The following is a 26,926-nucleotide window of genomic DNA, read 5'->3' on the forward strand; positions in this document are numbered from 1 at the left end:
CACATGGGTGTGCATTTACACAACGCTGTGCAATCTATGTCGTTGCACAGCGCTGTGCAACTCGATGAGGGAAGGGGCACAATGACGTCCATGACCACGGGAACCAGCCGCGCCGACGCCAACCGCCGACGCATCCTCGACGTCGCCCTCGCCGAGCTGCTGCGCGACCCCGACGCGTCGATGGACCAGATCGCACGCGCCGCGGGCGTCGTACGGCGGACGGTGTACGGGCACTTCCCGAGCCGCGAGGCGCTGATCAGCACACTCGTCGACGAGGCCGTGGAGGCGCTGTCGGCCGCGCACGCGGCGGGCCGCGAGGACGTGCGGGAACCGGCGGAGGCGGTGGCACGCTCGGTGCTGGCGGTGTGGGAGATCGCCGACCGCTACCGGCTGCTGGTCGCCCTCGCCCAGCGCACGGTCACCATGCAGGGCATCCGGGAGCGGCTCGCCCCGGTCCGGCACGCGAGCATCGGGCTGCTGCAGCAAGGGCTGGACGAGAACGTCTTCAGCTCACCACTGCCGGCTCCGGCCCTGGCGTATGTGCACGAGCAGATGCTGTTCGCCGTGATGGAGGCCGTGAACGACGGACTGCTGGCAGCGCAAGAGGCGGGCCGCTGCGCCGCGGTCACCGTACTGACCGCGGCGGGCGTGCCCGCCTCGAAGGCCACCGAGCTGGTGGCGAAGCTGAACGCGTGAACTTCTCGATGTGTGGACCGGGCGGCTGAGTGACGGGGGAACACCCAGCCGCCCGGATTCTGCGGGGGCGGCGCGGCCGTCAGGCCTTCGCCAGCTCCTTCTCGCCGCCCTGCTCGGGCACCTCGGCGTGGTCGTCGGCCGGGCCGTCGTGACCGTCGTCGAGCAGCGTCTTCTCGTCGAAGGGCAGCCGGCCGGCGAGGACCTGGCCCACCCGCTCCTTGTCGATCTCCTTCGTCCAGGTGCCGATCAGCACGGTGGCCACGGCGTTGCCGGCGAAGTTGGTCAGGGCGCGGGCCTCGCTCATGAAGCGGTCGATGCCGACGATGAGGCCGATGCCGTCCACCAGGGCCGGCTTGTGCGACTGCAGACCGCCGGCCAGGGTCGCGAGACCGGCGCCGGTGACACCGGCGGCGCCCTTGGAGGCGACCAGCAGGAAGAGCAGCAGCGGGATCTGCTCGCCGATGGACATCGGGGTGCCCAGGGCGTCGGCGATGAACAGCGAGGCCATGGTCATGTAGATCATGGTGCCGTCGAGGTTGAAGGAGTAGCCGGTCGGGACGGTGATGCCGACCACCGGCTTGCTGACGCCCAGGTGCTCCATCTTCGCGATGAGCCGCGGCAGCGCGGACTCGGAGGAGGAGGTGGACAGGATCAGCAGGAACTCACGGCCCAGGTACTTGAACAGCGTGAGGATGTTCAGGCCGGAGACGACGCGCAGCAGGATGCCGAGCACGATGAAGACGAAGAGGAAGCAGGTGACGTAGAAGCCGAGCATCAGCACGGCGAGGCTCTTGAGCGCGTCCAGGCCGGCGGAGCCGGTGACGGCGGCGATGGCGCCGAAGGCACCGATCGGGGCGGCCCACATCACCATGGCGAGGATGCGGAAGACGAGCCGCTGGATGTGCTCGATGCCGCGCAGGATGGGCTGGCCGGCCGAGCCCATGCCCTGCAGCGCGAAGCCGGCGAGCAGGGCGATCAGCAGGGTCTGGAGGACCGACTCGTTGGTGAAGGCCGAGACGATCGTGGTCGGGATGATCCCGAGCAGGAACTCCGTGGTGTCCTTGGCCTCGGCGTCGACCTGCGCGTGACCGGCGTCCTTGACCGCGTCGGTCACCGCGAGGCCGGTGCCCGGCTCCAGGATGTTGCCGACGACCAGGCCGATGCCCAGCGCGACCAGCGACATCACCATGAAGTAGCTCAGTGCGATACCGCCGACGGCACCGACCTTGGCGGCCTTCCGTACCGAGCCGATGCCCAGCACGATCGTGCAGAAGATGATCGGCGAGATCATCATCTTGATCAGGGCGACGAAGCCCGTGCCGATGGGCTTCAGCCCGACAGCGAAGTCGGGTGCGGCCAGGCCCACCGCGATACCGGCGGCGACCGCGATGATCACCGCGATGTAGAGATAGTGCGTGCGGTCCCGCTTGGCCTTGGGTGCGGCAGGTGCCGTATCGGCTGCGCTGGTCACGGCGGCCCTCCTTGACGACGTCGTCGGCATCACCGGCGTGCGGCTCACGTCCGGGGGAAAGGGAGCGGGGAACTCCCGAGATGCGTTATGGGGAATGCCGTGACTATGTCCTGCTGTGTGAGCGCGGTCACCCTTCCGTTCATATAGTTCACAATCAGCCACGAGGCAGACTGACGGCATGCGTCTCTCCGTCCCCGGCCCCCGCAGTCTGGCGGGCCAGCTCTTCGCCATGCAGGCCGTCCTGATAGCGGTCGTCGTGGCCGGATACGCGCTGTTCTCCTACGTCAGCGACCGCAGCCAGGCCGAGGAGGCCGCGACGCGCCAGGCCAGGGCGGTGGCGCGGTCCGTCGCGGACTCCCCGTCCGTGCTGGCGGCGACCCGCACGGCCGACCCGTCGGCCGAGCTCCAGCCGTACGCGCTGAAGGTGATGCGGGACACCGAGGTCGACTTCATCACGATCATGGATCCGCGGGGCATCCGCTGGACGCACCCCGACCCCCGGCAGATCGGCCAGACCTTCCGGGGGCACACCGAGCGGGCCCTGAAGGGCGAGACCTTCACCGAGACCTACACCGGCACGCTCGGCCCGTCGGTCCGCGCGGTCACCCCGATCCGGGACGGCCGGGAGGTCGTGGGCCTGGTCAGCGCGGGGATCCGGGTCGAGCAGATCACCCAGCGGGTCCAGGACCAGCTGACGGCCCTGCTCGGCGTCGCGGCCGGCGCGCTGGTGCTGGGCGCGGTCGGCACGTACGTCATCAACGCCCGGCTGCGCCGCCACACCCACGGCATGAACGCGACCGAGCTGAGCCGGATGCACGACTACCATCAGGCCGCCCTGCACGCGGTGCGCGAGGGGCTGCTGATGCTGGACGGCCAGTACCGTGTGGCGCTGATCAACGACGGAGGTCGGGAGTTGCTCGGCGTGGCCGGGGACGTGGTGGGCAGGTCGGTGGCGGAGCTGGGGCTGCCGGCCCCGCTGACGGGCGCCCTGCTGGCGTCGGAGCCGCGGGTGGACGAGGTGCATCTCACGGCGTCCCGGGTCCTGGTGATCAACACCTCGCCGGTGTCGGGCGGCGAGCGGCGGGGTACCGTCGTCACCCTGCGCGATGTCACCGAACTCCAGTCCCTGATGGGCGAGTTGGACTCCGAGCGGGGCTTCACTCAGGCGCTGCGCTCGCAGGCGCACGAGGCGGCGAACCGGCTGCACACGGTGGTCTCGCTGATCGAGCTGGGCCGGGCGGAGGAAGCGGTGGAGTTCGCGACCGCCGAGCTGGAGCTGGCACAGGCACTGACCGACCAGGTCGTGGCGGCGGTGAGCGAGCCGGTGCTGGCGGCGCTGCTGCTGGGCAAGACGGCCCAGGCGAACGAGCGGGGCGTGGAGCTGATGGTGTCGCAGGACAGCAGCCTGGACGACGGTCTGCTGCCCGAGTCCCTGCCGGCGCGGGATCTGGTGACCATCCTCGGCAACCTGATCGACAACGCGGTGGACGCGGCGCAGGGCAGTGCGCGGGCCCGGGTGACGGTGGCGGCGTACACGCGGAACGCCGGTGACACCCCGGAGCTGGTGCTGCGGGTCTCCGACACGGGCCCCGGCGTGAATCCCGAGCACGCCGAGGCGGTCTTCCAGCGCGGCTTCTCGACGAAACCGGCGGGTCCCGGCGGGCGGGGCCTCGGGCTGGCGCTCGTCCGTCAGGCGACCCAGCGGCACGAGGGCTCCCTGACGGTCGCCGAGGCCGACGGGGGCGGTGCGGAGTTCGAGGTACGGCTGCCGCTGCGGGAGCCTGGGACGTCGGCGGACGCCGTGGCCGGCGGGGTGGCCAGAGGCGCTGGAGGCGACGCATGACGAGCAGCGAGAAGGCCATCCGCGTCCTGGTGGTGGAGGACGACCCGGTCGCCGCCGACGCGCACGTTCTGTACGTCGGGCGGGTGCCCGGGTTCGTGGCCGTGGGCAAGGCGCACACGGGCGCGGAGGCACGCCGGGTCCTGGAGCGCACCCCGGTGGACCTCCTCCTGCTCGACCTGCACCTGCCGGACGTGCACGGACTGCACCTGGCCCGGTCCCTCAGGGCGGCCGGCCATCACGCGGACGTGATAGCGGTGACGTCGGCCCGTGACCTGGCCGTCGTACGCGAGGGCGTCTCACTCGGGGTCGTGCAGTACGTCCTGAAGCCGTTCACCTTCGCGACCCTGCGTGACCGCCTCGTGCGCTACGCCGAGTTCCACGCGGCGGTCGGCGAGGCGAGCGGCCAGGACGAGGTGGACCGGGCGCTCGCGGCCCTGCGCGCGCCGGGCCCGGCCGCGCTGCCCAAGGGGTTGAGCGCGCCGACGCTGGAGCGGGTGACGGTGGCCCTGCGCGACAGCGCGGAGGGCCTGACGGCCGCCGGAGTCGCGGAGACGGTGGGCATCTCCCGCATCACGGCCCGCCGTTACCTGGAGCATCTGGTCGACGCGGGCCGCGCGGCCCGCCGCCCGCAGTACGGCACGGTGGGGCGCCCGGAGCTTCAGTACCGCTGGATCACGGGCCAGTGACGGCTCGTCGGTCACGGATCCGGGGCGATCAAGGGCTGAACGGGGTCGGGGAGTCGTGACCATGACCGCTGTTGCCCCTCGAGAGCCGGGGGGGGACGCCATGTCTGCTCGCGCCCTTCCGCCTCGGGAGCCGCCCGCTCGGCGCCGCCGTCCGGGGCGACTACCGCACCAGACACGGCCGCTTCGGGTCGAACCGCCAGCCCGGGACCAGGTACTGCATGCCCGCCGCATCGTCCCGCGCACCCAGTGCCTTCTCCCGGTACAGCTCGTGCGCCGCCAGCAGCCGGTCCATGTCCAGCTCCACGCCGAGCCCCGGACCGGCAGGCACGGCGATCTCCCCGCCCACGATCCGCGGCGGCCGGACGGTCAGCCGCTCCAGCCCCTCCTGCCAGATCCAGTGCGTGTCGAGCGCGTTGTACTCCCCCGGCGCCGCCGCCCCGCAGTGGGTCACCATCGCCAGCGAGATGTCGAAGTGGTTGTTGGAGTGGCACCCCCACGTCAGCCCCATCGCCTGGCACAACTGCGCCACCCGCACCGATCCCTGCATCGTCCAGAAGTGCGGATCGGCCAGCGGGATGGACACCGACTGAAGAGCCAGGGCGTGGGCCAGCTGTCGCCAGTCCGTGGCGATCATGTTCGTCGCGGTGGGCAGCCCCGTGGCCCGCCGGAACTCCGCGAGCACCTCCCGCCCCGAGTAACCGCCCTCCGCCCCGCACGGATCCTCGGCGTAGGCGAGCGTCCCCACCAGCGGCCGGCACAACTCGACGGCCTCCCGCAGCGACCACGCCCCGTTCGGGTCGAGAGTGACCCGGGCCTCGGGAAAGCGCCGCTTCAGCGCCTGCATCGCCGCGACCTCCTCGCTCCCCTCGCGTACACCCCCCTTGAGCTTGAAGTCCCGGAACCCGTACAGGTCGTACGCCGCCTCGGCCTGCCGCACGATCGCCTCCGCCGACAGCGCCTCCTCGTGCCGCACCCGGTACCACTCCACCGGGGAGCCGGGCTCGCGCACGTACTCCAGATCGGTCCGGTCCGGGTCGCCCACGTAGAACAGATAGCCCAGCACCCGCACCGCGTCCCGCTGCTGCCCGTCCCCCAGCAGCGCCGCCACCGGCACGTCGAGGTGCTGCCCCAGCAGGTCGAGCAGCGCCGACTCGACGGCGGTGACCGTGTGCACCGTGGTCCGCAGGTCGAACGTCTGCGCACCCCGACCGCCCGCGTCCCGGTCGGCGAACCGCTCACCGATCTCGCGCAGCACCCGCTTGTAGTCGCCCACCTTCGCCCCGACGACGAGGGACTCAGCGTCCCGCAGCGTCCGCGTGATCTTCTCGCCGCCGGGCACCTCCCCCAGCCCGGTCCGCCCCTCGGAGTCGGTGAGCACGACGACGTTGCGGGTGAAGTACGGCCCGTGCGCGCCGGAGAGGTTCAGCTCCATGCTGTCCCGGCCGGCGACGGGGTGGACGGCGAACGACCTGACGACCGGCTGCCGGCCGGTGCTCCCTGTGCTCATGGATTGCCTTTCACGAAAAGCCGGTTCACGGACTCAGAACGTCGAGCACCCACTCGACCACGAGCACCCCGCCCAGCCCGAGCACGGCGAGCACCGTCGTGTAGGACGTGCGGACCTTGATCGCCTCGACGACCGACAGGTTGAAGTACTCCTTGAACAGCCAGAACCCCGGGTCGTTCACATGCGAGAACGCGACGGAGCCGCAGGCGACGGCCAGCACCATCACCTCCGGGTGGATGCCGCTGCCCGCGAGCAGCGGCAGGGCCACCCCGGCGGCCGTGACGACGGCGACCGTGGCCGAGCCGAGCGCGATGCGCAGGATGACGGCGACGAGCCAGGCGAGGACGATCGGGGAGACGGACCAGCCGTTTGTGGTGTCCTTGATGTAGTCGGAGATCCCGCCCTCGACGAGGACGTTCTTGAACGCACCGCCCGCGCCGATCACCAGCAGGATCATCGCCATCGCCTGGGCCGCCGACGCACAGGACGCCCCGACGTCGCTCAGGGTGCGCCCGATGCGCGGCCCGAACGCCCACACGGCCAGGCACAGCGTCAGCAGCAGCGCGATCGGCGCCGACCCGATGAACGCGACGACGTGCAGCAGGGGGCTCTCCCCCGACGCGGCCATCTCGGTCACCGCGGCGGCCACGATCAGCACCACGGGGAACAGCGCCACGCACAACGACCAGGCGAGCCCGGGCATCTCCTCGTCGCTGAACTCCCGGTCGCTGACCAGGCCCTCGGGGATGGACGGCGTCAGCCGCGCGACGAACGGAAGCCGGGGCCAGGTGAGGGCGACGAGCACGCCGACGGGGACGGCGATGAACAGACCGTAGAACAGGGTCAGTCCGGCGGAGGCGTGGAAGGCCGCGGCGACGGCGGTGGGCCCGGGGTGCGGCGGCAGGAAACTGTGCATGGTGGACAGGGCGATGGACATCGGCAGGCCGACCCACAGCAGCTTCGCCCCGGTGACCCTGACCAGGGTGAACGCGATGGGCACGATGATGATGAACGCGACCTCGTAGAACATGGTCACGCCGATCAGCATGGCCGTGACCACCATGGCCACCTGGACCCAGCGCGGACCGAAGGCGTCGAGGAGACGGCCGGCGATGCGCTGGGCGGCGCCCGAGTCCCCCATCACGCGGCCGACCATGGCGCCGAGCCCGATGGTCAGCATGGTGTCGCCGATCTGGTCCCCGATGCCCTCGGAGAGGACGTCCGGGATGGTCGCCACCGGGATGCCCTGCACCAGCGCCACTCCCACCGCCACGAGCAGCAGGGCCGCGAAGCCGTTCAGTCTCAGCCTGGTCATGAGCAGGAGCAGGATCACGACGCTGAGCCCGACGACGAGCAGAGGCAAGGCAGTTCCCCTTTGAACCGGTGTCCCATCCCTGGTGAGGCATCCCTACGCGGTCCATCTCTGTATGCAGATGGTGTCCACGTATGAAGATGGAGGCTAAGTGGGTGAACGGGCGGGGTCAATGGGTCGGACGATCACGACTCGACGGATCCACCGCACACCGGAGCGCCCGGCGATACCTGCTCGCCGGGCGCTCCGGTCACCCACTGCCCTCGAGGGGTGATTCAGCCCGCCGTCCCCTCCGGCAGCACGCCCGCCCGGAACGGCTCGACACCGTCCAGCCTCCGCACCCGCGTCGGCTCGATCAGCAGCATCACCCGGCGCTCACCCGGCAGCAGCCACGGATACCGGTCCTCACCGAGGTACTTCCGCGCCAGCCGGTCCATCGCCCGCTCCGCCTCCTCACCCTCCACGAACCGGACGACCCTGCCCCGGATCTCCGCCCGGTCGTAAGGGTTCTCGGGGTCGTGGTGCGACAGCGAAACGTACGGATTGCGCCGCAGGTTCTCCTCCTTCACCCGCCCCACCGAGGTGTTGACCATGACGTACTCCCCTTCGATGTCCGCCCACATGGGCGACACCTGGGGCGCGCCGTCCGCCCCCACCGTCGCGAGATGCCAGAAGTTCGGCGCGAGAAGACGCTCGCGAATATGCCCGTTGAGCTTGCCGTTCACGTGAGTCACTGCCTTTCCGGACCCGTGATCGTCGGGTCCGGCGACATCCTCGCCGCGCCCGCGCCCTCGCCGACAGGCGATCTTCAGCCCCCGGTCGAACCCGCCGGTAGCCGTAGCTTCCTACAATCCGTGATCCTGGCCGAACCCACCGTAGTCAGCCTCTGCCGGCCGCCCTAGCTTGTGGGCCGTGCGCCGACCTTCAGCCCGACCGAACCGCCCGTCTCCCTCTCCGCCGACGCAGACCACCCCCACCACCCGGCCGTTCAACGCCCCCGCAGCCCGCCGGCTGCGCGCGGCCCTCGGCATGGCACCCGAACACGTCGCCCACGGCATGCGTGTCTCGTACGGACATCCCCACATCACCCCGGACCACGTGATGGCCTGGGAACGCGGGGCCGCCGCCCCGACCGACTCCGAACTCACCGCGCTCGCGGGCGTGCTGTGGTGCTCGCCCGCCGAACTGATCGGCAGACCGCGCACCTTGCGCGAACACCGCATCGCCCGCTGCCTCGCCCCGGAGGACGTGGCCCGGGCCGTGGGGCACGACGTACACGCGTATCTGCGCATGGAGGAGACCGACGGCTGGCGCGGCACGGAACGCCAGGCCGCCGCCCTCTCCGATCTGCTCGGACTCGGGCTGCCCGACTTCGTGACCGTCACGGGCCGCGACGCCAGACTGGGCGACCTGCTGCGCAGCGCCGCGACCACCCGCTGGCAGGCCTACGTCCGCCCGGTGGCCAAACTCGTGCCCCTGGACCGGCGGTTCCTGGAGCGCGCCCTCCAGGGCCTGCACGAGGACTACCAGAGCCACATGGCCACCACCCTGAGCTGGGGCGGCGGCAGCGGTGACGCGGGCGACGCCGGCCGATACTTCCTCGACCGGATCGTGGAGCACTTCTGGACGAAGTTCCAGGAACACACCGGCCCGGAGGCCGGCTAGGGGAACGACCGCCGGAGGACCTGCGCCCCGGAACCGGCTGCTAGAAGACCGACTCGGCCTCGTCCATCCGGTCCTTCGGCACCGTCTTCAGCTCCGTCACGGCCTCGGCGAGCGGGACCATCACGATGTCCGTCCCGCGCAGGGCGGTCATCCGGCCGAACCGGCCCTGGTGCGCCGCCTCCACCGCGTGCCAGCCGAACCGCGTGGCGAGCACCCGGTCGTAGGCGGTCGGCACACCACCGCGCTGGACGTGGCCGAGGATGACCGGCTTGGCCTCCTTGCCGAGCCGCCGCTCCAGCTCGTGCGCGAGGGCGGTGCCGATGCCCTGGAAACGCTCGTGGCCGAACTTGTCTATGGCGCCCTTGTTGTAGTCCATGGAGCCCTCGGCGGGGTGGGCGCCCTCGGCGACGCAGACCACCGCGAACTTCTTGCCCCGGGAGAAGCGCTCCTCGACCATCTTCACGAGGTCGGCCGGGTCGAACGGCCGCTCCGGAAGGCAGATCCCGTGCGCACCGGCCGCCATGCCGGACTCCAGGGCGATCCAGCCGGCGTGCCGGCCCATGACCTCCACCACCATCACCCGCTGGTGGGACTCGGCGGTGGTCTTCAGCCGGTCCATCGCCTCGGTCGCGACGCCCACCGCGGTGTCGAAGCCGAAGGTGCGGTCCGTGGAGGAGATGTCGTTGTCGATCGTCTTCGGGACGCCCACGACAGGCAGGCCGGCGTCGCTGAGCATGCGCGCGGCCGTCAGCGTGCCCTCACCGCCGATCGGGATCAGCGCGTCGATGCCGAACTGGTGGATCATGTCGGAGGCGTTCTCACAGGCCTCCCGGAGCCGGTCGCGCTCCAGGCGCGACGAGCCGAGGATGGTGCCGCCGCGGGCGAGGATGCCGCTGACGGACTCCAGGTCGAGGGAGCGGTAGCGGCCGTCGAGCAGGCCCGCGTACCCGTCCTCGAAGCCGATGACCTCGTCGCCGTAGTTGTCGACCGCCCGGTGCACGACCGACCGGATCACGGCGTTCAGGCCGGGGCAGTCGCCGCCTGCGGTGAGAACTCCGATACGCATCGTGCTGTGTCTCCTGCTCGCTGTTGACACCGGTGAGCCACTCCCGATTGTTTCACGCTCCACGACCACTGCGGCACCCCGGCCTGACGGGCGCCTTATCCAGCGGCGGAGGTATTGTCAAGATGGTTCTGCTCACCTCGGTGGGCGATTTTTGTGCCCGTGGCTGGAAAGCCGTGGGTGTGAGGCCTCCCCCCACTCGAGACGAAACGGAGAGCGCGCGTGACCCGCAGCGTGTACGTGACCGGCATCGACCGCGGCGACGGACGCCAGGTCGTCGAACTGGGGGTCATGGAGCTCCTCACCCGGCAGATCGACCGGGTGGGCGTCTTCCGTCCCCTGGTCCACGACGGGCCCGACCGCCTCTTCGAGCTGCTGCGCGCCCGCTACCGGCTCACGCAGGACCCGGCGACCGTCTACGGCATGGACTACCACGAGGCGTCCGCCCTCCAGGCCGAGGCCGGCACGGACGAGCTGGTGTCCACCCTCGTCGACCGCTTCCACCTGGTCGCCCGCGACTACGACGTCGTCCTGGTCCTCGGCACCGACTACGCCGGCACCCAGCTCCCCGACGAGCTGTCGCTCAACGCCCGGCTGGCGAACGAGTTCGGCGCGTCCGTGATCCCGGTCGTCGGCGGCCGTAAGCAGACCCTGGAGTCCGTGCTCGCCGAGACCCGCAACGCCTACCGCGCCTACGACACCCTGGGCTGCGACGTGCTGGCCATGGTCACCAACCGGGTGGCCCGCGAGGACCGTGACGAGATCGCCGGCCGGCTCGACTCCCGGCTGCCCGTGCCCTGTTACGTGCTGCCCGACGAGCCCGCGCTGTCCGCACCGACCGTCTCGCAGATCGGCCACGCCCTGGGCGCCAAGGTGGTGCTCGGCGACGACTCCGGGCTCGCGCGGGACGTGCTCGGCTTCGTCTTCGGCGGTGCGATGCTGCCGAACTTCCTGGGCGCCCTGACCCCGGGCTGCCTGGTCGTCACCCCGGGCGACCGCGCCGACCTGGTCGTCGGCGCGCTCGCCGCGCACAGCGCCGGCACCCCGCCGATAGCGGGCGTGCTGCTCACCCTGGACGAGGTCCCCGGCGACGACATCCTCACCCTCGCCGACCGCCTCGCGCCCGGCACCCCGGTGCTGTCGGTGGCCGGCACCAGCTTCCCCACCGCCGAGCAGCTGTTCGCCCTGGAGGGCAAGCTCAACGCGGCCACCCCGCGCAAGGCGGAGCGGGCGCTCGGCCTGTTCGAGCGGTACGCCGACACCGCCGACCTCGCCCACCGGGTCTCCGCGCCGAGCAGCGACCGCGTGACGCCGATGATGTTCGAGCACAAGCTGCTGGAGCAGGCCCGCTCCGACCTGCGCCGGGTCGTGATGCCCGAGGGCACCGAGGAGCGGGTGCTGCACGCCGCCGAGGTGCTGCTGCGCCGTGGCGTGTGCGAGCTGACCCTGCTCGGCCCGGTCGACCAGATCCGCAAGAAGGCCGCCGACCTCGGCATCGACCTCGGCGAGTCCCGGCTGATCGACCCGGCGACCTCCGAGCTGCGGGACACCTTCGCCGAGCAGTACGCGGCCCTGCGCGCCCATCGGGGCGTCACCGTGGAGCTGGCCTACGACGTCGTCTCCGACGTGAACTACTTCGGCACGCTGATGGTCCAGGAGGGCCTCGCCGACGGCATGGTGTCGGGCTCGGTGCACTCCACCGCCGCGACCATCCGCCCGGCCTTCGAGATCATCAAGACCAAGCCGGACGCGGACATCGTCTCGTCGGTGTTCTTCATGTGCCTGGCCGACAAGGTCCTCGTCTACGGCGACTGCGCGGTCAACCCGGACCCGAACGCCGAGCAGCTCGCCGACATCGCCATCCAGTCGGCGACCACGGCCGAGCAGTTCGGCGTGGAGCCGCGGATCGCGATGCTGTCGTACTCCACCGGCACCTCCGGCTCGGGCGCCGACGTCGACAAGGTGCGCGAGGCCACCGAGCTGGTCCGCTCGCGCCGCCCCGACCTGAAGATCGAGGGCCCGATCCAGTACGACGCCGCCGTGGAGCCGACGGTCGCGGCGACCAAGCTGCCCGGCTCCGAGGTCGCCGGGCAGGCGAGCGTGCTGATCTTCCCCGACCTGAACACCGGCAACAACACCTACAAGGCCGTACAGCGCTCGGCCGGCGCGATCGCCGTCGGCCCGGTGCTCCAGGGTCTGCGCAAGCCGGTCAACGACCTGTCCCGGGGCGCCCTCGTCCAGGACATCGTCAACACGGTCGCCATCACGGCGATCCAGGCCCAGTCCCCCGCCCCGTCCCCGAGCGAGAAGGCGACCGCCCAGTGAGCCCCACCCGTGTCCTCGTCCTCAACTCCGGCTCCTCGTCGGTGAAGTACCAGCTGCTCGACATGCGCGACAGCAGCCGGCTGGCGGTGGGCCTGGTCGAGCGCATCGGCGAGCAGACGTCCCGGCTGAAGCACACTCCGGCCGGCGGGGAGAGCCGGGAGCACGGCGGGGCGATCGCCGACCACGACGCCGCCCTGAAGGCCGTGGCCGAGGAGCTCGGGAAGGACGGTCTGGGCCTGGACTCGCCCGAACTGGCCGCGATCGGCCACCGGGTGGTGCACGGCGGGAAGTCCTTCACCGAACCGACCGTCGTCGACGACGCCGTGCTCGCCGAGATCGAACGGCTCATCCCGGTGGCGCCGCTGCACAACCCGGCCAACCTCACCGGGATCCGCACGGCACAGGCGCTGCGGCCCGACCTGCCGCAGGTCGCGGTCTTCGACACCGCGTTCCACACGACGATGCCGGAGTCGGCGGCCCGCTACGCGATCGACGTGAAGACGGCCGACGAGCACCGCATCCGCCGTTACGGCTTCCACGGCACCTCGCACGCCTACGTCTCCCGGGCCACCGCCGAGCTGCTGGGCAAGGACCCCGCACAGACGAACGTGATCGTGCTGCACCTGGGCAACGGGGCGTCCGCCTCGGCCGTGCGGGGCGGACGCTGCGTGGACACCTCCATGGGTCTGACGCCTTTGGAGGGGCTCGTGATGGGTACGCGCTCCGGAGACATGGACCCGGCCGTCATCTTCCATTTGATGCGTGTTGGTGGAATGTCCGCCGACGAGATCGACACTCTTCTCAACAAGAAGAGCGGTCTGATCGGCCTGTGCGGCGACAACGACATGCGGGAGATCCGCCGTCGCGTCGACGAGGGCGACGAGCAGGCGGCGCTGGCGTTCGACATCTACATTCACCGCCTGAAGAAGTACATCGGCGCCTATTACGCCGTACTCGGGCGGGTGGACGCGGTCGCCTTCACCGCCGGCGTCGGCGAGAACGCGGCGCCCGTACGGGAGGCCGCCCTGGCGGGCCTGGAGGAACTGGGCCTGGCGGTGGACGGCGAGCGGAACGCGGTGCGCGGCGACGAGGCGCGGCTGATCTCGCCGGACGGCGCCCGGGTCGCGGTGGCGGTGGTACCTACTGACGAGGAATTGGAGATCGCGACGCAGACCTACGCGCTGGTAAACGATTCGGGGAATCACACCTGAGCGGCATCCCGCCCTTTTGTATTTTCCGCCAGACGGAATATTCCGTTGCGAAACAAACCGTTAGGATCGCCCCATGCGCCGTTCGAAAATCGTCTGTACTCTCGGCCCCGCGGTCGACTCCCACGATCAGCTTGTCGCGCTGATCGAAGCCGGCATGAACGTGGCCCGCTTCAACTTCAGCCACGGCTCGCACGCCGAGCACCAGGGCCGGTACGACCGGGTCCGGGCCGCCGCCAAGGAGACCGGCCGGGCCGTCGGTGTCCTCGCCGACCTCCAGGGCCCGAAGATCCGTCTGGAGACCTTCGCCGAGGGTCCCGTCGAGCTGGTGCGCGGTGACGAGTTCACCATCACCACCGAGGACGTCCCGGGCGACAAGACGATCTGCGGAACGACCTACAAGGGCCTGCCGGGCGACGTCTCCCACGGCGACCAGATCCTCATCAACGACGGCAACGTCGAACTGAAGGTCACCGAGGTCCACGGGCACCGGGTGAAGACGATCGTCATCGAGGGCGGCGTCATCTCCGACCACAAGGGCATCAACCTGCCCGGCGCGGCCGTCAACGTGCCGGCCCTGTCCGAGAAGGACATCGAGGACCTCCGGTTCGCCCTCCGCATGGGCTGCGACCTGGTCGCGCTGTCCTTCGTCCGCGACGCCAAGGACGTCCACGACGTGCACCGCGTGATGGACGAGGAGGGCCGCCGCGTCCCCGTCATCGCCAAGGTGGAGAAGCCGCAGGCGGTGCAGAACATGGAGGACGTCGTGATGGCGTTCGACGGCGTGATGGTCGCCCGCGGTGACCTCGCCGTCGAGTACCCCCTCGAGAAGGTTCCGATGGTGCAGAAGCGGCTCATCGAGCTGTGCCGCCGCAACGCCAAGCCGGTGATCGTGGCGACCCAGATGATGGAGTCGATGATCACCAACTCCCGTCCGACCCGCGCCGAGGCCTCCGACGTGGCCAACGCGATCCTGGACGGCGCCGACGCGGTCATGCTGTCCGCCGAGTCGAGCGTGGGCGCGTACCCGATCGAGACGGTCAAGACGATGTCGAAGATCGTCGCCGCGGCAGAGCAGGAGCTGCTCTCCAAGGGCCTGCAGCCGCTCGTCCCGGGCAAGAAGCCGCGCACGCAGGGCGGTTCGGTGGCCCGTGCCGCCTGCGAGATCGCCGACTTCCTCGGCGGCCGGGGCCTGGTGGCCTTCACCCAGTCCGGCGACACCGCCCGCCGTCTGTCCCGCTACCGCGCGCAGCAGCCGATCATCGCCTTCACCACCGACGAGGGCACCCGCAACCAGATGGCGCTGAGCTGGGGCGTGGAGCCGTACGTGGTGCCGTTCGTGAACAGCACCGACGAGATGGTCGACCTGGTGGAGCAGGAGCTGGTCAAGCTCAACCGCTTCAACGACGGCGACATCGTGGTCATCACCGCCGGTTCGCCCCCCGGCGTGCCCGGCACCACCAACATGGTGCGGGTCCACCACCTGGGCGAGGCCAAGGGCTGATCCGCGAAGGGCCGCCAAGGCCCGTACACGCCACCGAGGGCGCCCCCTGGGATCCAGGGGGCGCCCTCGTCCTGATGCGCTCAGTGGCTCCCGTCGGGTGTCACGCCTCGGCAACCGCCTGAAGGAGGGCATGGGCCAGGGCGTAGAAGTTCTCCCGGTAGAAGCCCAGGCGGATGTTGAACGGCTCCTCCGCGAAGAGGCCGCTGCGCTCGAGGAACAGGGTGGGCGTGGCGGTCAGCGCGCTGTGCACCATGTGGAGTTCCTCGATGGTGAGGCGGAAGTCGCGTGACTCCGTGTGCCGTCCGGCCAGGCGTTCCACCAGTGCGTCGACGGCCTCCCGACCCGAGCCGACCAACAGGGTCAGCTCCGTGTCACCACGGTCCTGCTCGCTCAGATAGCTCAGCGCCTCGTACATCGCCGCCACCTGACGGGGTGTGAGCCGGGCAATGAACACGTCGCCGTCGCGGGTCAGTTTCAGCTGGGTTCTCAAGTGTCTCTCCTTCCCAGGCAGCACAAGAGAGCCGTCAAGGCCCGTACACGCCGCCGAGGGCGCCCCCTGGATCCCAGGGGGCGCCCTCGGTGTGTGCGGCTCCCGGAAGGGCTCTGAGGGGCGCTCAGTCGGTGACGAAGTTGTGCAGCCCCGGCACGTGCAGGGTCCCGCCGAACTGGCCGGCCTGCTGCACCTTCACGTTGGTGAAGTAGATCAGCGGGATGTTCAGCGGCGGCGGGTGCTCCGGGTCGAACGTGATCGGTATCAGCCCGAGCAGGTTGCCCGAGATGCTCTCGGTGTACATCACGGTGTCGCCGTCGCGGATCGTGGACGTCGAGCCCTTGGCCGCCTGCACGTGGTAGGTCTTGCCGGACTGCTTGTCCTTGACGGTCTGGTGCAGGTCGCCGATGTCGGTGCCGCCGGAGATGACGTACTTCAGCACCTTCTTGACGGTGCCGTTGGCGGTCCGCACCTCGACGACGCCCTTGTAGTCGGCGCCCTTCAGCGTCAGCGAACTGGCGTTGAGGAACCACGGGTCGTCGGGCAGCGGCACCTTGTTGTCGACGCCGCCCTCGGCGTCGGTGGCGGCCGGGCAGTCGTCGGCGTCCGTGGTGGCGCTCGGGGAGGGGCTGGGCGAGGCGGTGGCCTCCTTCGCCTTCTCCGCGGCTTCCTCGGCCGCCTCCTCGACGGCCTTGGTGGTGTCCTCCACCGTCCTGCCGGTGTCCTTCACCGTGTCGGACGCCTTGCCGGTGGTGTCGTTGACGGTGTCCTCGACCGTACCGGCGGCCTTGTCGGTCGCGTCCTGCTCGGCACCGGAGGTGTCCTCGGCGGGCTTCTCGGTGCTCTGGGACGCCGAGGCGGACGGGGTGGGGCTGGGGCTCTCCTCGTCCTTGTTCTCGCCGTTCCCGCCGTCTTCGCCGTCTTCGCCGCTTCCGCCGTTGAAGATGCCGCCGATCGCGTCGCCGATGTCCTCCAGCACGTTGCCGCCGCTCTCGGAAGGCGAGGGGGACGGCGTGGCCGCCGCGTCGTCACCGCCCGTGGCGGGCGCGCTCGTGGACGGGCTCGGCTTCGGCTCGGCCTCGTCGTCGGAACCTGAATCCGACGAAGAGGAACCGCCGTTGTTCGCCTCCGTACCACCCGAGGGGGACGGCTTCGGGGCGGTGTCGCCCTGGTCGTCCTTCTCGTCCGTCGCACCGTCGCTCGCCGAGGGGGACGGCGTGGGCGAGGCGGAGTCGTCGCCCTTGGAGTCCTCGGCCTTGTCGGCGTCCTCGAGGGCCGCCACACAGTCCTTGTACTCGTCGGCCGTCAGGCTCTTGGAGGTCGGCGCCGCCGGAGTGTCGCTGTCGGCTATGGCGAGCGTCGACGTGAAGCCCATGCCCATGAGCACCGCCGTCGGCATCGCCGCCATGGCTATCGCCTTGCCGGCCGGCCTGTTGAACCTGGTGAACAGCGGCTTCTTGGGTGCCGCGTGGCGCGGCCCGGTTCTCACACGGGACGCCTCCACATCAGCCCCGTGGGTCACCTCGTCAGCCGGCACTGTGCCTCCCGTTCGCCCCGTTGGCCGGGTTCGTTCCTGAAAGATCGTTCGGCTCGTCCCCACCGTCCACGGGCCGCAGCACCGTGGTGTCGTGGGCCTTGGCCTCGGGAGCCCCGCCCATGCCCGTGCTGGCCATGGCGGCGGGCTGTCCCGCGGGGGGTGCGCCCGGCGCCCAGGCCACGGCCATCGCCCCGCCCACGAGGGCGAGGAGGAAGCCGATGAGGAAGCCGCCGAGATTGGACACGGGGATGGACACCAGCGCCAGCAGAATCGCGGCGACTCCCGCGAAGACACGGACGTGCTTCTGGAACCAGAGGCTGACGCCCAGTACGACGAGCAGCACGCCGATGATCAGGGACCCGGCACCCGCGGTGGTCGCCATCGCCAGCGTCAGGTGACCGATCTGGAGGTTCGCGTACGGGAAGTAGGCGATGGGCAGTCCACTGAGGAGGACGAACAGCCCGGCCCAGAACGGCCGCTCACCCCGCCAGGCGCGGAACTGCTGCCTCCGGACGGTGAACTGGCCGGTGGCGGCAGGAGTCTCGGCGCTCATGGAAAAACAGCTCCCTGGTACAGCGTTGCTGTGGTGGTGATGTGGGCCCCGCGTGAAGGCGCGGCCGGAAGGTGGACGGGCGGGGGCGCCACCGGCTCCCCCGCCCGTCAGCGAGTGCTTAGTAGCACTCCTTGACACCCGTCGACAGCGACATCTTCAGGCCGCTGAGCTTGAAGGTTCCGGCAGTGGTCGCCCACGCCGTCTGCTTCACGTCGGTCAGGGTCGCCTTGTCCGCCTGCTGGGCGAAGCCGTACGGATTGGCGGTTTCGCCCTTCCGCATGGCCGGACCCTTGTTGGCGTCCTTGGCGGCAACACCGATGTCGATGTTCTCGAACGTCGCGTCGGCGCTCAGGTCGGCGACGTCGATGTAGAGGTTCTGGGCCTCGACCGGCTTCGCCCCCTGTCCCGCACGCAGGATCAGGCTGACGTTCCCGAGCACCGGAATGTTCGGGGTGACGACCGACTGGCACAGGTTCTTGATCGTCGCCTGCTTGAACGACGAGACGGCGACCGGGTGGACGGCCTTCTTGCCGTCCATCGTGTATCCCTCATCGAGGGCGCCGTACTGCGAGAAGCCCGTGCCGACGAGCTGGTCGGTCGTAACCTTGAACGACTGCCCGGAGACACTGAACGACGCGGCGAGAGCGCCCTGCGCGAGGGCGACACCTATCGCAGCCGTGGCGGCGACGCTGGGCACCATGACCACAGCGAACCGCTTCCATCTGGTCCCGCCACGCACCTGGGACTCCATATTTCCTCCTTCTCGGACGTACATCTCCTGTCCTGGCTCGCCCCGATTGGCGGCTCAGCCGGGCAGGGATGGGAGAAGTGCTACGTCCTCGGGAAGGAGAGCGCCTGCACTCGGCGGCGCAACTGCGCCCGAATCACCGGCGATCACCCCCGAGCGACAACCACTGGTCGCGCCTGACACGCATCACGCACAACCCTGCTGGACAGGCTTCGCCGGAAGGGCGAAGACCCCCCTGTCCAAGAGCCGGCGCCACTGCCGCCGGCTCTGCTCGGTGGGGACCCAGGTTGTCCCGCGACCCAACCGGCTGCCGGGGTACGGGAATGGACCGAGCGTGGCCGATCGTGGTGCATTCTCGCCGCCCGCACAAGGGGGATCGTTACTCGCTAGTAACGGCCGGATAACCGAACAACGACCCATCGGTCTCGGACGACGACTGAGGGTGGTGCCGGGCGGCGGCACAAAGCTGTTGATCGATGGACAGAATCCGACAGATCAACGCCCGTGACTTACTCCTAGTAACAGCGGCCGCGATTACCAAGTTTTGGTAAAGCGCGGCCGCAGTGACCTGCTGTCGGCAAACTTTTCACGCGGGCACCACATGCCCGCATGTTTAACGACTGGTCAGAACAGGGCGCGCGCCAGGGCCCTGCGCGCCGCGATCACGCGGGGATCGTCGGGCCCGACGACCTCGAACAGCTCCAGCAGTCGCATCCGCACGGTGTCCCGGTCGTCACCCACCGTGCGCTGCACGGTCTCGATGAGCCGGCCGAACGCGTCCTCGACATGGCCGCCCACCAGATCCAGATCGGCGGCGGCGATCTGCGCCTGCACATCGGCCGGCTTGTCGGCCGCGTCCCGGCGCACCTGCTGCGGGTCGACGCCCTGCACCCGCTGGAGCAACTCGGCCTGCGCGAGACCCAGTTTGGCCTCCTCGTTGCCCGGGTCCTCGTTCAGCACGTTCTTGTACGCCTGGACGGCACCGGACAGATCGCCCGAGTCCAGCGCCTGCACCGCTGCTTCGAGGAGCCCGTCGTGCGGGCCGGCCGGCCGCTCGGGAGCCGCCGGGGCACCGCCCGGCACGGCCTCGGGGTCGACGGTGAGACCGGTCAGGCCGAAGCGCTGCTCGCCGACCTGCACCAGCTGGTCGAGGGTCTGGCGGATCTGCGCCTCGCCCGCCGCTCCCTGGAAGAGCGGCAGCGCCTGCCCCGCGACGACCGCGAACACCGCGGGGATTCCCTGGATGCCGAACTGCTGCATCAGCATCTGGTTGGCGTCGACGTCGACCTTGGCGAGCAGGAAGCGGCCGTTGTACTCGACGGCCAGCCGCTCCAGGACCGGGCTGAGCTGCTTGCAGGGCTCGCACCACTCGGCCCAGAAGTCGATGACGACGGGGACCTCGGCGGAACGCTGCAGGACGTCCCTCTCGAACCCTGCCTCATCGACGTCGATGACGAGATCGGCCGGGGAGATCGCCCCCGCCCCGCCCTCCCGGGCTGCTTGCGCGCGCGCCTGCTCCGCCTTCGCCTTGGCCTCCTGGGCCGCCTTCACCGCGGCGAGGTCGACGACTCCGCTCATGGACATGTTCCGTGGCTGCATGCGTCTATCCTCCCCCGTACTGCGCGCGCGTGTGAAAAACGGTGTGAAAGCAAGGCCGGTCCGTGCCTTTCGGCGCCGGGTCCCCACCCCACGCCGGGTGTACCGAGGCCCGTGTACGTCCCTCACGGGCTTTCGCTACGAGTCGTAGCGTAATGCCACACCGCCCCGCCGGGACACCACCCCCCGGTGATCTCCCTCACGGCGACCCACGGGAACCGCCGGTTTATGGTCGGGAGATGCAGAGCCGCAGCCCAGCCAGCCGCACCGGGCGTCCGCGCAGCGCCACGGCGGACGCCGCGATCCTGGCCGCGACGCGCGAGGCGCTCGTGGAACTCGGCTGGTCCAAGCTCACCCTCGGAGACGTCGCGACGCGCGCCGGGGTTGCGAAAACCACGCTCTACCGCCGCTGGGCGGGCAAGAACGAACTGGTCGTCGACGCGGTCGCGGAACTCTTCGACGAGCTGGAACTCCCCGACCGCGGCTCCCTGGCCGCCGACATCGAGGGTGTGGTCCTGCAGTTCGCCACGATCCTGGCTCTTCCGGAGGCGAAGAGCGGCCTGATGGCGGTGGTGGCGGAAGCCACCCGCGACGAGGCGCTGCGCGAACGCATCCGGGCCTCGGTCGTCGACCGCCAGAAGCGCCTGGTCCTGGAGGGCCGCGCCCGGGCCCAGGCCCGCGGCGAACTCCCCCCGGAACCGGACCCCGCCTCGGCCGACCGCACGGTCGACCTGATCTTCGACATGGTGGCGGGTGCGGTGGTCCACCGCACCCTGGTGAGCGCGGAACCGGCGGACGGGGAATGGGTCCGCGGCTTCACCAGGGTGTTGCTCCACGGGCTGGGCGGCTAGGACGCGTCCTTGGACGGCGGACCCCGGGTCAGAACCCGGCCGGCTCGGTGTACACCCCCCACTCGTCCCGCAGCACGCCGCAGATCTCACCGAGCGTGGCCTCCGCCCGTACCGCGTCCAGCATCGGCTCGATCATGTTGGCGCCGCCGCGGGCGGCGGCCAGCATGGCGTCGAGCGCGCTGCGCACCGCGGCGTCGTCACGGGCCGTCCTGCGCCCGCCGAGCGCGCGGACCTGCTCGCGCTCCACCTCGTGGCTGACCCGCAGGATCTCCAGGTCCCCGGTCACCGACCCGTCGTGACAGTTCACGCCGACGACCCTCTTGTCGCCCTTCTCCAGCGCCTGCTGGTACCGGAACGCCGACTCGGCGATCTCCCCGGTGAACCAGCCGTCCTCGATCCCGCGCAGGATCCCGGAGGTGATCGGGCCGATCGGGTGCTGCCCGTCGGGGTGCGCCCGCAGGCCGCGCTCCTTGATCTGGTCGAAGATCTTCTCCGCGTCCGCCTCGATGCGGTCGGTCAGCTGCTCGACGTACCAGGAACCGCCCAGCGGGTCGGCCACGTTGGCGACCCCGGTCTCCTCCATCAGCACCTGCTGCGTGCGCAGCGCGATCTCCGCGGCCTGCTCGCTCGGCAGGGCGAGGGTCTCGTCGAGCGCGTTGGTGTGCAGCGAGTTCGTCCCGCCGAGCACGGCCGCCAGCGCCTCCACGGCCGTCCGCACGACGTTGTTGTACGGCTGCTGCGCGGTGAGGGAGACGCCCGCGGTCTGTGTGTGGAACCGCAGCCACTGCGCCTTCTCGGACTTCGCGCCGTAGACGTCGCGCATCCAGCGGGCCCAGATGCGGCGCGCCGCGCGGAACTTGGCGATCTCCTCGAAGAAGTCGACGTGCGCGTCGAAGAAGAAGGACAGGCCGGGGGCGAAGACGTCCACGTCCAGCCCGCGCGACAGGCCCAGCTCGACGTACCCGAACCCGTCCGCCAAGGTGTACGCCAGCTCCTGCGCGGCCGTCGAGCCGGCCTCGCGGATGTGGTAGCCGGAGACGGACAGCGGCTTGTAGGCGGGGATACCGGCCGCGCAGTACTCCATGAGGTCGCCGATGAGCCGCAGATGCGGCTCGGGCTGGAAGAGCCACTCCTTCTGGGCGATGTACTCCTTGAAGATGTCCGTCTGGAGCGTGCCGTTGAGGACGGACGGGTCGACGCCCTGCCGTTCGGCGGCGACCAGGTACATGCAGAAGACGGGGACGGCCGGACCGCTGATGGTCATCGACGTCGTGACGTCACCGAGCGGGATGTCCTTGAACAGGACCTCCATGTCGGCCGCCGAGTCGATGGCGACCCCGCAGTGCCCGACCTCTCCCAGCGAGCGCGGGTCGTCGGAGTCGCGGCCCATGAGCGTCGGCATGTCGAAGGCGACCGAGAGCCCGCCTCCGCCGTTGCGGAGGATCATCTTGTAGCGCTCGTTGGTCTGCTCGGCGTTGCCGAACCCGGCGAACTGCCGGATGGTCCACGTCCGCCCCCGGTAGCCCGTCGCGTACAGGCCACGGGTGAAGGGGTACTCCCCCGGCCAGCCGATCCGGTCGAACCCCTCGTACGTGTCACCCGGCCGGGGCCCGTACACCGGCTCCACGGGGTCGCCGGAGAGCGTGGTGAAGTCGGCCTCGCGCTTGCGTGCGGCGTCGTACCGGGCCTGCCAGCGGCGGCGGCCCTCGTCGATGGCGTCAGCGTCCATACCCTCGAATTTACTTGGACGTCCTAGTAAATGTCGATGGCTGACGGGAATGACCTGGCGAACGGGTGAGAGCGACCGCCGCACGCGTGCGTGCGGCGGCCCCGAGGGCGCCTAGGCCTTGACCGGCGCGGGCGCGTCCTCGGCGAGCTTCCCCTCCAGCTCGTGGCTGATCCTGCGCTCGACGAAGAACGCGGCCGTGGGGATCGTGCCGGCCAGCAGCACCCACAGCTGCTTCTTGACCGGCCACTTCGCCTTGGAACCGAGGTCGAAGGCGAAGATCAGGTACACGACGTACAGCCAGCCGTGCGCGATGCTGACCACCTGGGTGAAATCAGCCGCGCCGCCCAGGTCCAGGACGTACTTGCCGACCATGCCGAGGGTCAGCGCGACGAGCAGCACACCGGTGACGTAGGCCATGACCCGATAGCGGGTCAGCACGCTCTTCTTCATGCCGTCGAGCGTAACGACCCGTTCCGGGAGATCTTGCCCCGGGTCACTCCTCCTCGAAGTCGCCCGCCGCGACGCGCAGCGGCCGCAGCATCGCGAAGATCTCCGCGCACTCCTCGGCGTCGTAGACACCGAGTCCGAAGTCCATCGCCATCAGGTCGCGGGTGGCCGACTCGACGACCTCGCGGCCCTTGCCGGTGATGCTGGCGAGGGTGCCGCGGCCGTCGTTCGGGTTGGGCCGTTTGGCGACCAGACCCGACTTCACCAGCCGGTCCACGGTGTTCGTCACGGAGGTGGGGTGCACCATGAGCCGTTCACCGATCTTGGACATCGGCAGCTCGCCGGACTTGGAGAAGGTGAGCAGCACCAGCGCCTCGTAGCGCGCGAACGTCAGCCCGTACGGCCTGACCACCGCGTCGACCTCGGCGAGGAGGATCTGCTGGGCGCGCATGATCGAGGTGATCGCGGCCATGGACGGCACGTTCCCCCAGCGCTGCTTCCAGCGTTCGTCGGCACGCGCGATCGGATCGAAGGAGAGACTGAGCGGCTTCGGCACGAACCCGACCTTACCGGCCGGTCACATGGTGGTCAGCCCCGTCTCGTCCTTCGGGCGCGGGTATCGGTGCGGGTACGCGGGCCGCTGCTTCCGGCTGCTACTCGGCGAGATGCCGCTCCACGGTCTCCACCTTGGACGTGAGGCCGTCCGTCACGCCGGGGCGGATGTCCGCCTTGAGGACGAGGGAGACACGGGGCGCACGTCGCTCGACCGCGGCGACCGCGCGCCGGACGACGTCCATCACTTCGTCCCACTCCCCTTCGACGGAGGTGAACATCGCGTCGGTGCGGTTCGGCAGCCCGGACTCGCGCACCACCCGCACGGCGTCGGCGACGTACTCCCCCACGTCCTCGCCCACCCCGAGCGGCGTCACGGAGAAGGCGACGATCATGCGCCCACCACTCCCTCCTGGCGCGCGCGGGAGGCAATGACCGCGTCCTCGGCCTCACGCCGGAGCCTGCGCTCGGCGAAGAACCCGCCGGCGGGCAGCACCGAGAGGACGAAGTACAGCGCGGCGGTCTTCAGCGACCACTTCGCACGGTTCCACGCGTCCGCCCAGAAGATGACGTAGAGGACGAACAGCGCTCCGTGCACCGCCCCCATCACCGGCACGGCGTTGAACTCCGTGGTCCGCTTCAGCACCGAGCAGACCAGCAGGAGCAGGAAGGAGATGGCCTCGGGGGCCGATACCAGGCGGAGGCGGCGGATGGCGGTGGCGGTCTTGAGGTCCACGGGTCACCTTCGGTGGGAGTAACACGGCGGTAGGTCGATCAGGACGGCTCGTGCGGGTCCGACGGTTTGTGAACGCGCGCACAAGCGTCCCGCCCATTGTGGCAAACCGCCGCGGGTCCTCCGGCCGGGGGTCCGGCTCCTGTCATCGACGGCCCCTCGGGGTGCGGTCAGGGTCGATCTCCGCCCACGGGCCCTGTCCGCGGGGCCCGGCCTGCGGCTACCTTTCCCTTTCGTGGCGATGTTCCGACTTCAGACCAGCAAGGTGCTCGCCGTCGACATGACCGGAGACGCCGTCAAGGCGAAGAACGGCTCGATGGTCGCGTACGACGGGGAGATGGCCTTCAAGAAGCTCAGCGGCGGCGGCGAGGGGATCCGGGGAATGGTGACCCGGCGGCTGACCGGTGAGCAGATGACGTTGATGGAGGTGAAGGGGCACGGGACCTGCTGGTTCGCGGACCGCGCCTCCGAGATAAACCTGGTCGGCGTCCAGGGCGACAAGCTCTACGTCGAGTCGAGCAATCTGCTCGCGACCGACGGCGGGCTGCGCACGGGCACGGAGTTCACCGGCCTGCGCGGCGCCTCGCAGGGCAACGGGCTGTTCACGACGACCGTCGAGGGCCACGGCCAGGCGGCGATCATGTCGGACGGCCCGGCGGTGGTGCTGAGGGTGAGCGCGCAGTATCCGCTGACCGTCGACCCGGGGGCGTACGTGGCGCACCAGGGGAATCTGCGGCAGTCCTTCCAGTCCGGTGTGACGTTCCGCACGCTGCTCGGGGAGGGCGGCGGCGAGGCGTTCCAGATGCGCTTCGAGGGGGACGGGCTGGTGTACGTGCAGCCGAGCGAGCGGAACACGATCGCGGGGGACGTGTGACATGGCCTTCCGGGAGATCAACGCGAAGATGGTCGAGGCGACGGTCGTGCCGGGGCAGCGGCTGTTCAGTCAGCGCGGGGCGATGCTCGCGTACAAGGGCGAGGTGTCGTTCACGCCCAACATGGCGGGCGGCCAGGGCGGGATCATGTCGATGATCGGCCGCCGGGTCGCCGACGAGGACACGCCCCTGATGACCGTCGAGGGCAGCGGCACGGTCCTCTTCGGGCACGGCGGGCACCACATCCAGGTGATCCGGCTGACCGGCGACACGCTGTACGTGGAGGCGGACCGTCTCCTGGCCTTCGAGGGCTCGCTCCAGCAGGGCACGATGTTCCTGGGCTCGCAGGGCGGCGTCATGGGCATGGTGCGGGGCCAGGTCAGCGGCCAGGGGCTGTTCACGACGACGCTGAAGGGGCACGGGGCCGTCGCGGTCATGGCGCACGGCGGCGTCATCGAGATCCCGATCAGCCCGCAGCGGCCGGTCCATGTGGACCCGCAGGCCTACGTCGCCCACCACGGTGACGTCCGCAACAAGCTGTCCACGGCGCTGGGCTGGCGGGACATGGTGGGCCGCGGCTCGGGCGAGGCCTTCCAGCTGGAGCTCAGCGGCAGCGGTGCGGTGTACGTCCAGGCGTCGGAGGAGAAGCTGTGAGCACCTACGGAACCCCGGGCGCCGGCCCCGCGGTCTTCGACCCGTCGACGCTGCCTCCGGACGACAACGTCAATCCCTACACCTTCTGCGTGGAGCTCAAGGGGAGCCAGTGGTTCCTGCAGAAGGGGAAGATGATCGCCTACTACGGCTCGATCGACTTCAACGGCGTCGGACACGGCCGGCTGGACCGTCTCGTGCGCACTTCGTTCCATTCGCCACTGCACGCGAGCGACTGGGTCGTGGCGGAGGGCTCGGGCAAGATGCTCCTCGCCGACCGGGCCTTCGACGTCAATTCGTACGACCTCGAGGACGGCAATCTGACCATTCGCTCGGGCAACCTGCTCGCTTTTCAGCCAACTCTGGCACTGAAGCAATCAATCGTGCCGGGTTTTCTGACCCTCATCGGAACCGGAAAGTTCGTGGCCGCGTCGAACGGACCGGTGGTGTTCATGGAACCCCCGATCCGGGTCGACCCCCAGGCCCTGGTCGGCTGGGCAGACTGCCCCTCCCCGTGCCACCACTACGACCACGGGTACATGACCGGTGTCATGGGCGGTCTACGTGCGCTGACGGGCCTCGGAGGCGCCTCCGGCGAGGAGCACCAGTTCGAGTTCGTGGGCGCCGGGACGGTGCTGCTCCAGTCGTCCGAGACCCTGATGGCCGAGCAGGTCACGGGGACCGTTCCGCACCAGGCCGGCGTGCCCGGCGGCGGGGCGCACAGCCCCCAGGCGGGGCAGTCGGGCGTACCGCGTCTTCCCGGACAGCTGGGCGACCTCCAGCGTCGCTTCGGGCTGTGAGCGGTAGTCTGCGGAGTGTGACATCGAACGCCTACGCACCCATGTTCGGCAGGTGTGCGCTGTCACACGAAAACCCTCACTAGTTCG

The 26,926-nt window shown here is 70.1% G+C and carries 26 protein-coding genes; 11 read left to right on the plus strand and 15 right to left on the minus strand.

Translation table 11 applies throughout. From position 1 onward, the window contains the following. Window positions 1-81: 81 nt before the first annotated feature. Window positions 82-696, plus strand: a complete 615-nt coding sequence (locus ACZ7EG_RS05155) for a TetR/AcrR family transcriptional regulator (RefSeq protein ID WP_471072567.1) — start codon at window positions 82-84, stop codon at window positions 694-696. A 79-nt stretch (window positions 697-775) separates the two neighbouring features. Here ACZ7EG_RS05155 and ACZ7EG_RS05160 read toward each other — a convergent pair whose 3' ends face one another. Continuing rightward, window positions 776-2,167, minus strand: coding sequence for a cation:dicarboxylate symporter family transporter (locus tag ACZ7EG_RS05160; RefSeq protein ID WP_471072570.1), 1,392 nt, complete (start codon window positions 2,165-2,167; stop codon window positions 776-778). A gap of 178 nt (window positions 2,168-2,345) precedes the next feature. On the opposite strand from ACZ7EG_RS05160, the gene ACZ7EG_RS05165 reads away from it, so the two are divergent. Then, window positions 2,346-4,010 carry an ATP-binding protein gene (locus ACZ7EG_RS05165; RefSeq protein WP_471072572.1) on the plus strand — a complete coding sequence of 555 codons (1,665 nt, stop codon included), beginning with the start codon at window positions 2,346-2,348 and terminating at the stop codon, window positions 4,008-4,010. Further along, window positions 4,007-4,696, plus strand: a complete 690-nt coding sequence (locus tag ACZ7EG_RS05170) for a response regulator (RefSeq protein WP_471072575.1) — start codon at window positions 4,007-4,009, stop codon at window positions 4,694-4,696. Before ACZ7EG_RS05165 ends, ACZ7EG_RS05170 begins: the two co-directional genes overlap by 4 nt. Before the next feature lie 160 nt (window positions 4,697-4,856). On the opposite strand, the gene ACZ7EG_RS05175 is transcribed toward ACZ7EG_RS05170, so the two are convergent. From ACZ7EG_RS05175 to ACZ7EG_RS05185, 3 genes are all read right to left on the minus strand, one after another. After that, on the minus strand, window positions 4,857-6,203 hold the full coding sequence (locus tag ACZ7EG_RS05175) for an enolase C-terminal domain-like protein (RefSeq protein WP_471072578.1): 1,347 nt from the start codon (window positions 6,201-6,203) through the stop codon (window positions 4,857-4,859). A gap of 25 nt (window positions 6,204-6,228) precedes the next feature. Further along, entirely contained in the window at window positions 6,229-7,566 is a 1,338-nt protein-coding gene (locus ACZ7EG_RS05180; RefSeq protein ID WP_471072581.1) for a gluconate:H+ symporter, read from the minus strand. Window positions 7,567-7,790: 224 nt separating this feature from the next. Continuing rightward, a complete protein-coding gene (locus tag ACZ7EG_RS05185; RefSeq protein WP_471072584.1) occupies window positions 7,791-8,249 on the minus strand; it encodes a PPOX class F420-dependent oxidoreductase in 459 nt (152 codons plus the stop codon). Window positions 8,250-8,418: 169 nt separating this feature from the next. On the opposite strand from ACZ7EG_RS05185, the gene ACZ7EG_RS05190 reads away from it, so the two are divergent. After that, entirely contained in the window at window positions 8,419-9,180 is a 762-nt protein-coding gene (locus ACZ7EG_RS05190) for a helix-turn-helix domain-containing protein (protein WP_471072587.1), read from the plus strand. Between the two features lie 40 nt (window positions 9,181-9,220). Here the strand turns inward: ACZ7EG_RS05190 and ACZ7EG_RS05195 are convergent, their stop codons facing one another. Next, on the minus strand, window positions 9,221-10,246 hold the full coding sequence (locus ACZ7EG_RS05195; RefSeq protein WP_053670536.1) for an ATP-dependent 6-phosphofructokinase: 1,026 nt from the start codon (window positions 10,244-10,246) through the stop codon (window positions 9,221-9,223). 219 nt (window positions 10,247-10,465) lie between these two features. Here ACZ7EG_RS05195 and pta point away from each other — a divergent pair, with 219 nt between their 5' ends. The 3 genes from pta to pyk all read left to right on the plus strand — a co-directional run bounded on the left by pta (window position 10,466) and on the right by pyk (window position 15,280). After that, on the plus strand, window positions 10,466-12,568 hold the full coding sequence (pta, locus tag ACZ7EG_RS05200; RefSeq protein ID WP_471072590.1) for a phosphate acetyltransferase: 2,103 nt from the start codon (window positions 10,466-10,468) through the stop codon (window positions 12,566-12,568). Continuing rightward, on the plus strand, window positions 12,565-13,779 hold the full coding sequence (locus ACZ7EG_RS05205) for an acetate kinase (RefSeq protein ID WP_471072593.1): 1,215 nt from the start codon (window positions 12,565-12,567) through the stop codon (window positions 13,777-13,779). Before pta ends, ACZ7EG_RS05205 begins: the two co-directional genes overlap by 4 nt. Before the next feature lie 73 nt (window positions 13,780-13,852). Continuing rightward, complete coding sequence (gene pyk, locus ACZ7EG_RS05210) at window positions 13,853-15,280, plus strand: pyruvate kinase (RefSeq protein WP_471072596.1); 1,428 nt, start codon at window positions 13,853-13,855, stop codon at window positions 15,278-15,280. Window positions 15,281-15,380: 100 nt separating this feature from the next. Here the strand turns inward: pyk and ACZ7EG_RS05215 are convergent, their stop codons facing one another. The 5 genes from ACZ7EG_RS05215 to ACZ7EG_RS05235 all read right to left on the minus strand — a co-directional run bounded on the left by ACZ7EG_RS05215 (window position 15,381) and on the right by ACZ7EG_RS05235 (window position 20,207). Then, window positions 15,381-15,770 (minus strand): hypothetical protein, encoded by a 390-nt coding sequence (locus ACZ7EG_RS05215; RefSeq protein ID WP_471072599.1) that lies wholly within the window; start codon window positions 15,768-15,770, stop codon window positions 15,381-15,383. A 124-nt stretch (window positions 15,771-15,894) separates the two neighbouring features. After that, window positions 15,895-17,307, minus strand: a complete 1,413-nt coding sequence (locus tag ACZ7EG_RS05220) for a hypothetical protein (RefSeq protein WP_471072602.1) — start codon at window positions 17,305-17,307, stop codon at window positions 15,895-15,897. Continuing rightward, window positions 17,297-17,860 (minus strand): DUF6114 domain-containing protein, encoded by a 564-nt coding sequence (locus ACZ7EG_RS05225; RefSeq protein ID WP_471072605.1) that lies wholly within the window; start codon window positions 17,858-17,860, stop codon window positions 17,297-17,299. Before ACZ7EG_RS05225 ends, ACZ7EG_RS05220 begins: the two co-directional genes overlap by 11 nt. Before the next feature lie 118 nt (window positions 17,861-17,978). Next, a complete protein-coding gene (locus ACZ7EG_RS05230; protein WP_107455404.1) occupies window positions 17,979-18,611 on the minus strand; it encodes a DUF6230 family protein in 633 nt (210 codons plus the stop codon). 621 nt (window positions 18,612-19,232) lie between these two features. Continuing rightward, window positions 19,233-20,207, minus strand: a complete 975-nt coding sequence (locus ACZ7EG_RS05235) for a tetratricopeptide repeat protein (RefSeq protein ID WP_471072608.1) — start codon at window positions 20,205-20,207, stop codon at window positions 19,233-19,235. 236 nt (window positions 20,208-20,443) lie between these two features. Between ACZ7EG_RS05235 and ACZ7EG_RS05240 the strand changes: the two genes are divergently transcribed. Then, the gene (locus ACZ7EG_RS05240; RefSeq protein WP_471072611.1) at window positions 20,444-21,055 is read left to right on the plus strand and encodes a TetR/AcrR family transcriptional regulator; all 612 of its coding nucleotides are present in this window, start codon (window positions 20,444-20,446) and stop codon (window positions 21,053-21,055) included. Between the two features lie 28 nt (window positions 21,056-21,083). Here ACZ7EG_RS05240 and ACZ7EG_RS05245 read toward each other — a convergent pair whose 3' ends face one another. From ACZ7EG_RS05245 to ACZ7EG_RS05265, 5 genes are all read right to left on the minus strand, one after another. Further along, window positions 21,084-22,784 carry an acyl-CoA mutase large subunit family protein gene (locus ACZ7EG_RS05245; RefSeq protein ID WP_471072614.1) on the minus strand — a complete coding sequence of 567 codons (1,701 nt, stop codon included), beginning with the start codon at window positions 22,782-22,784 and terminating at the stop codon, window positions 21,084-21,086. A gap of 111 nt (window positions 22,785-22,895) precedes the next feature. Next, complete coding sequence (locus tag ACZ7EG_RS05250; protein WP_298555363.1) at window positions 22,896-23,234, minus strand: DUF3817 domain-containing protein; 339 nt, start codon at window positions 23,232-23,234, stop codon at window positions 22,896-22,898. Between the two features lie 43 nt (window positions 23,235-23,277). Beyond that, window positions 23,278-23,787, minus strand: a complete 510-nt coding sequence (locus tag ACZ7EG_RS05255) for a MarR family winged helix-turn-helix transcriptional regulator (protein ID WP_351636730.1) — start codon at window positions 23,785-23,787, stop codon at window positions 23,278-23,280. Window positions 23,788-23,884: 97 nt separating this feature from the next. Continuing rightward, window positions 23,885-24,178 (minus strand): MTH1187 family thiamine-binding protein, encoded by a 294-nt coding sequence (locus ACZ7EG_RS05260; protein ID WP_030854324.1) that lies wholly within the window; start codon window positions 24,176-24,178, stop codon window positions 23,885-23,887. Next, the gene (locus ACZ7EG_RS05265; protein WP_471072618.1) at window positions 24,175-24,519 is read right to left on the minus strand and encodes a DUF3817 domain-containing protein; all 345 of its coding nucleotides are present in this window, start codon (window positions 24,517-24,519) and stop codon (window positions 24,175-24,177) included. Before ACZ7EG_RS05265 ends, ACZ7EG_RS05260 begins: the two co-directional genes overlap by 4 nt. 238 nt (window positions 24,520-24,757) lie before the next feature. Here ACZ7EG_RS05265 and ACZ7EG_RS05270 point away from each other — a divergent pair, with 238 nt between their 5' ends. Genes ACZ7EG_RS05270 through ACZ7EG_RS05280 form a run of 3 tightly spaced genes read left to right on the plus strand, consistent with a single transcriptional unit; the run spans window position 24,758 to window position 26,839 of the window. Beyond that, complete coding sequence (locus ACZ7EG_RS05270) at window positions 24,758-25,390, plus strand: AIM24 family protein (protein ID WP_471074814.1); 633 nt, start codon at window positions 24,758-24,760, stop codon at window positions 25,388-25,390. Between the two features lies 1 nt (window position 25,391). Then, complete coding sequence (locus tag ACZ7EG_RS05275) at window positions 25,392-26,042, plus strand: AIM24 family protein (RefSeq protein ID WP_471072621.1); 651 nt, start codon at window positions 25,392-25,394, stop codon at window positions 26,040-26,042. Continuing rightward, on the plus strand, window positions 26,039-26,839 hold the full coding sequence (locus ACZ7EG_RS05280; protein ID WP_471072624.1) for an AIM24 family protein: 801 nt from the start codon (window positions 26,039-26,041) through the stop codon (window positions 26,837-26,839). The genes ACZ7EG_RS05275 and ACZ7EG_RS05280 overlap by 4 nt, the downstream gene beginning before the upstream one ends. Window positions 26,840-26,926: the final 87 nt, after the last annotated feature.

The sequence above is a fragment of the Streptomyces sp. NPDC037100 genome (assembly GCF_055606225.1).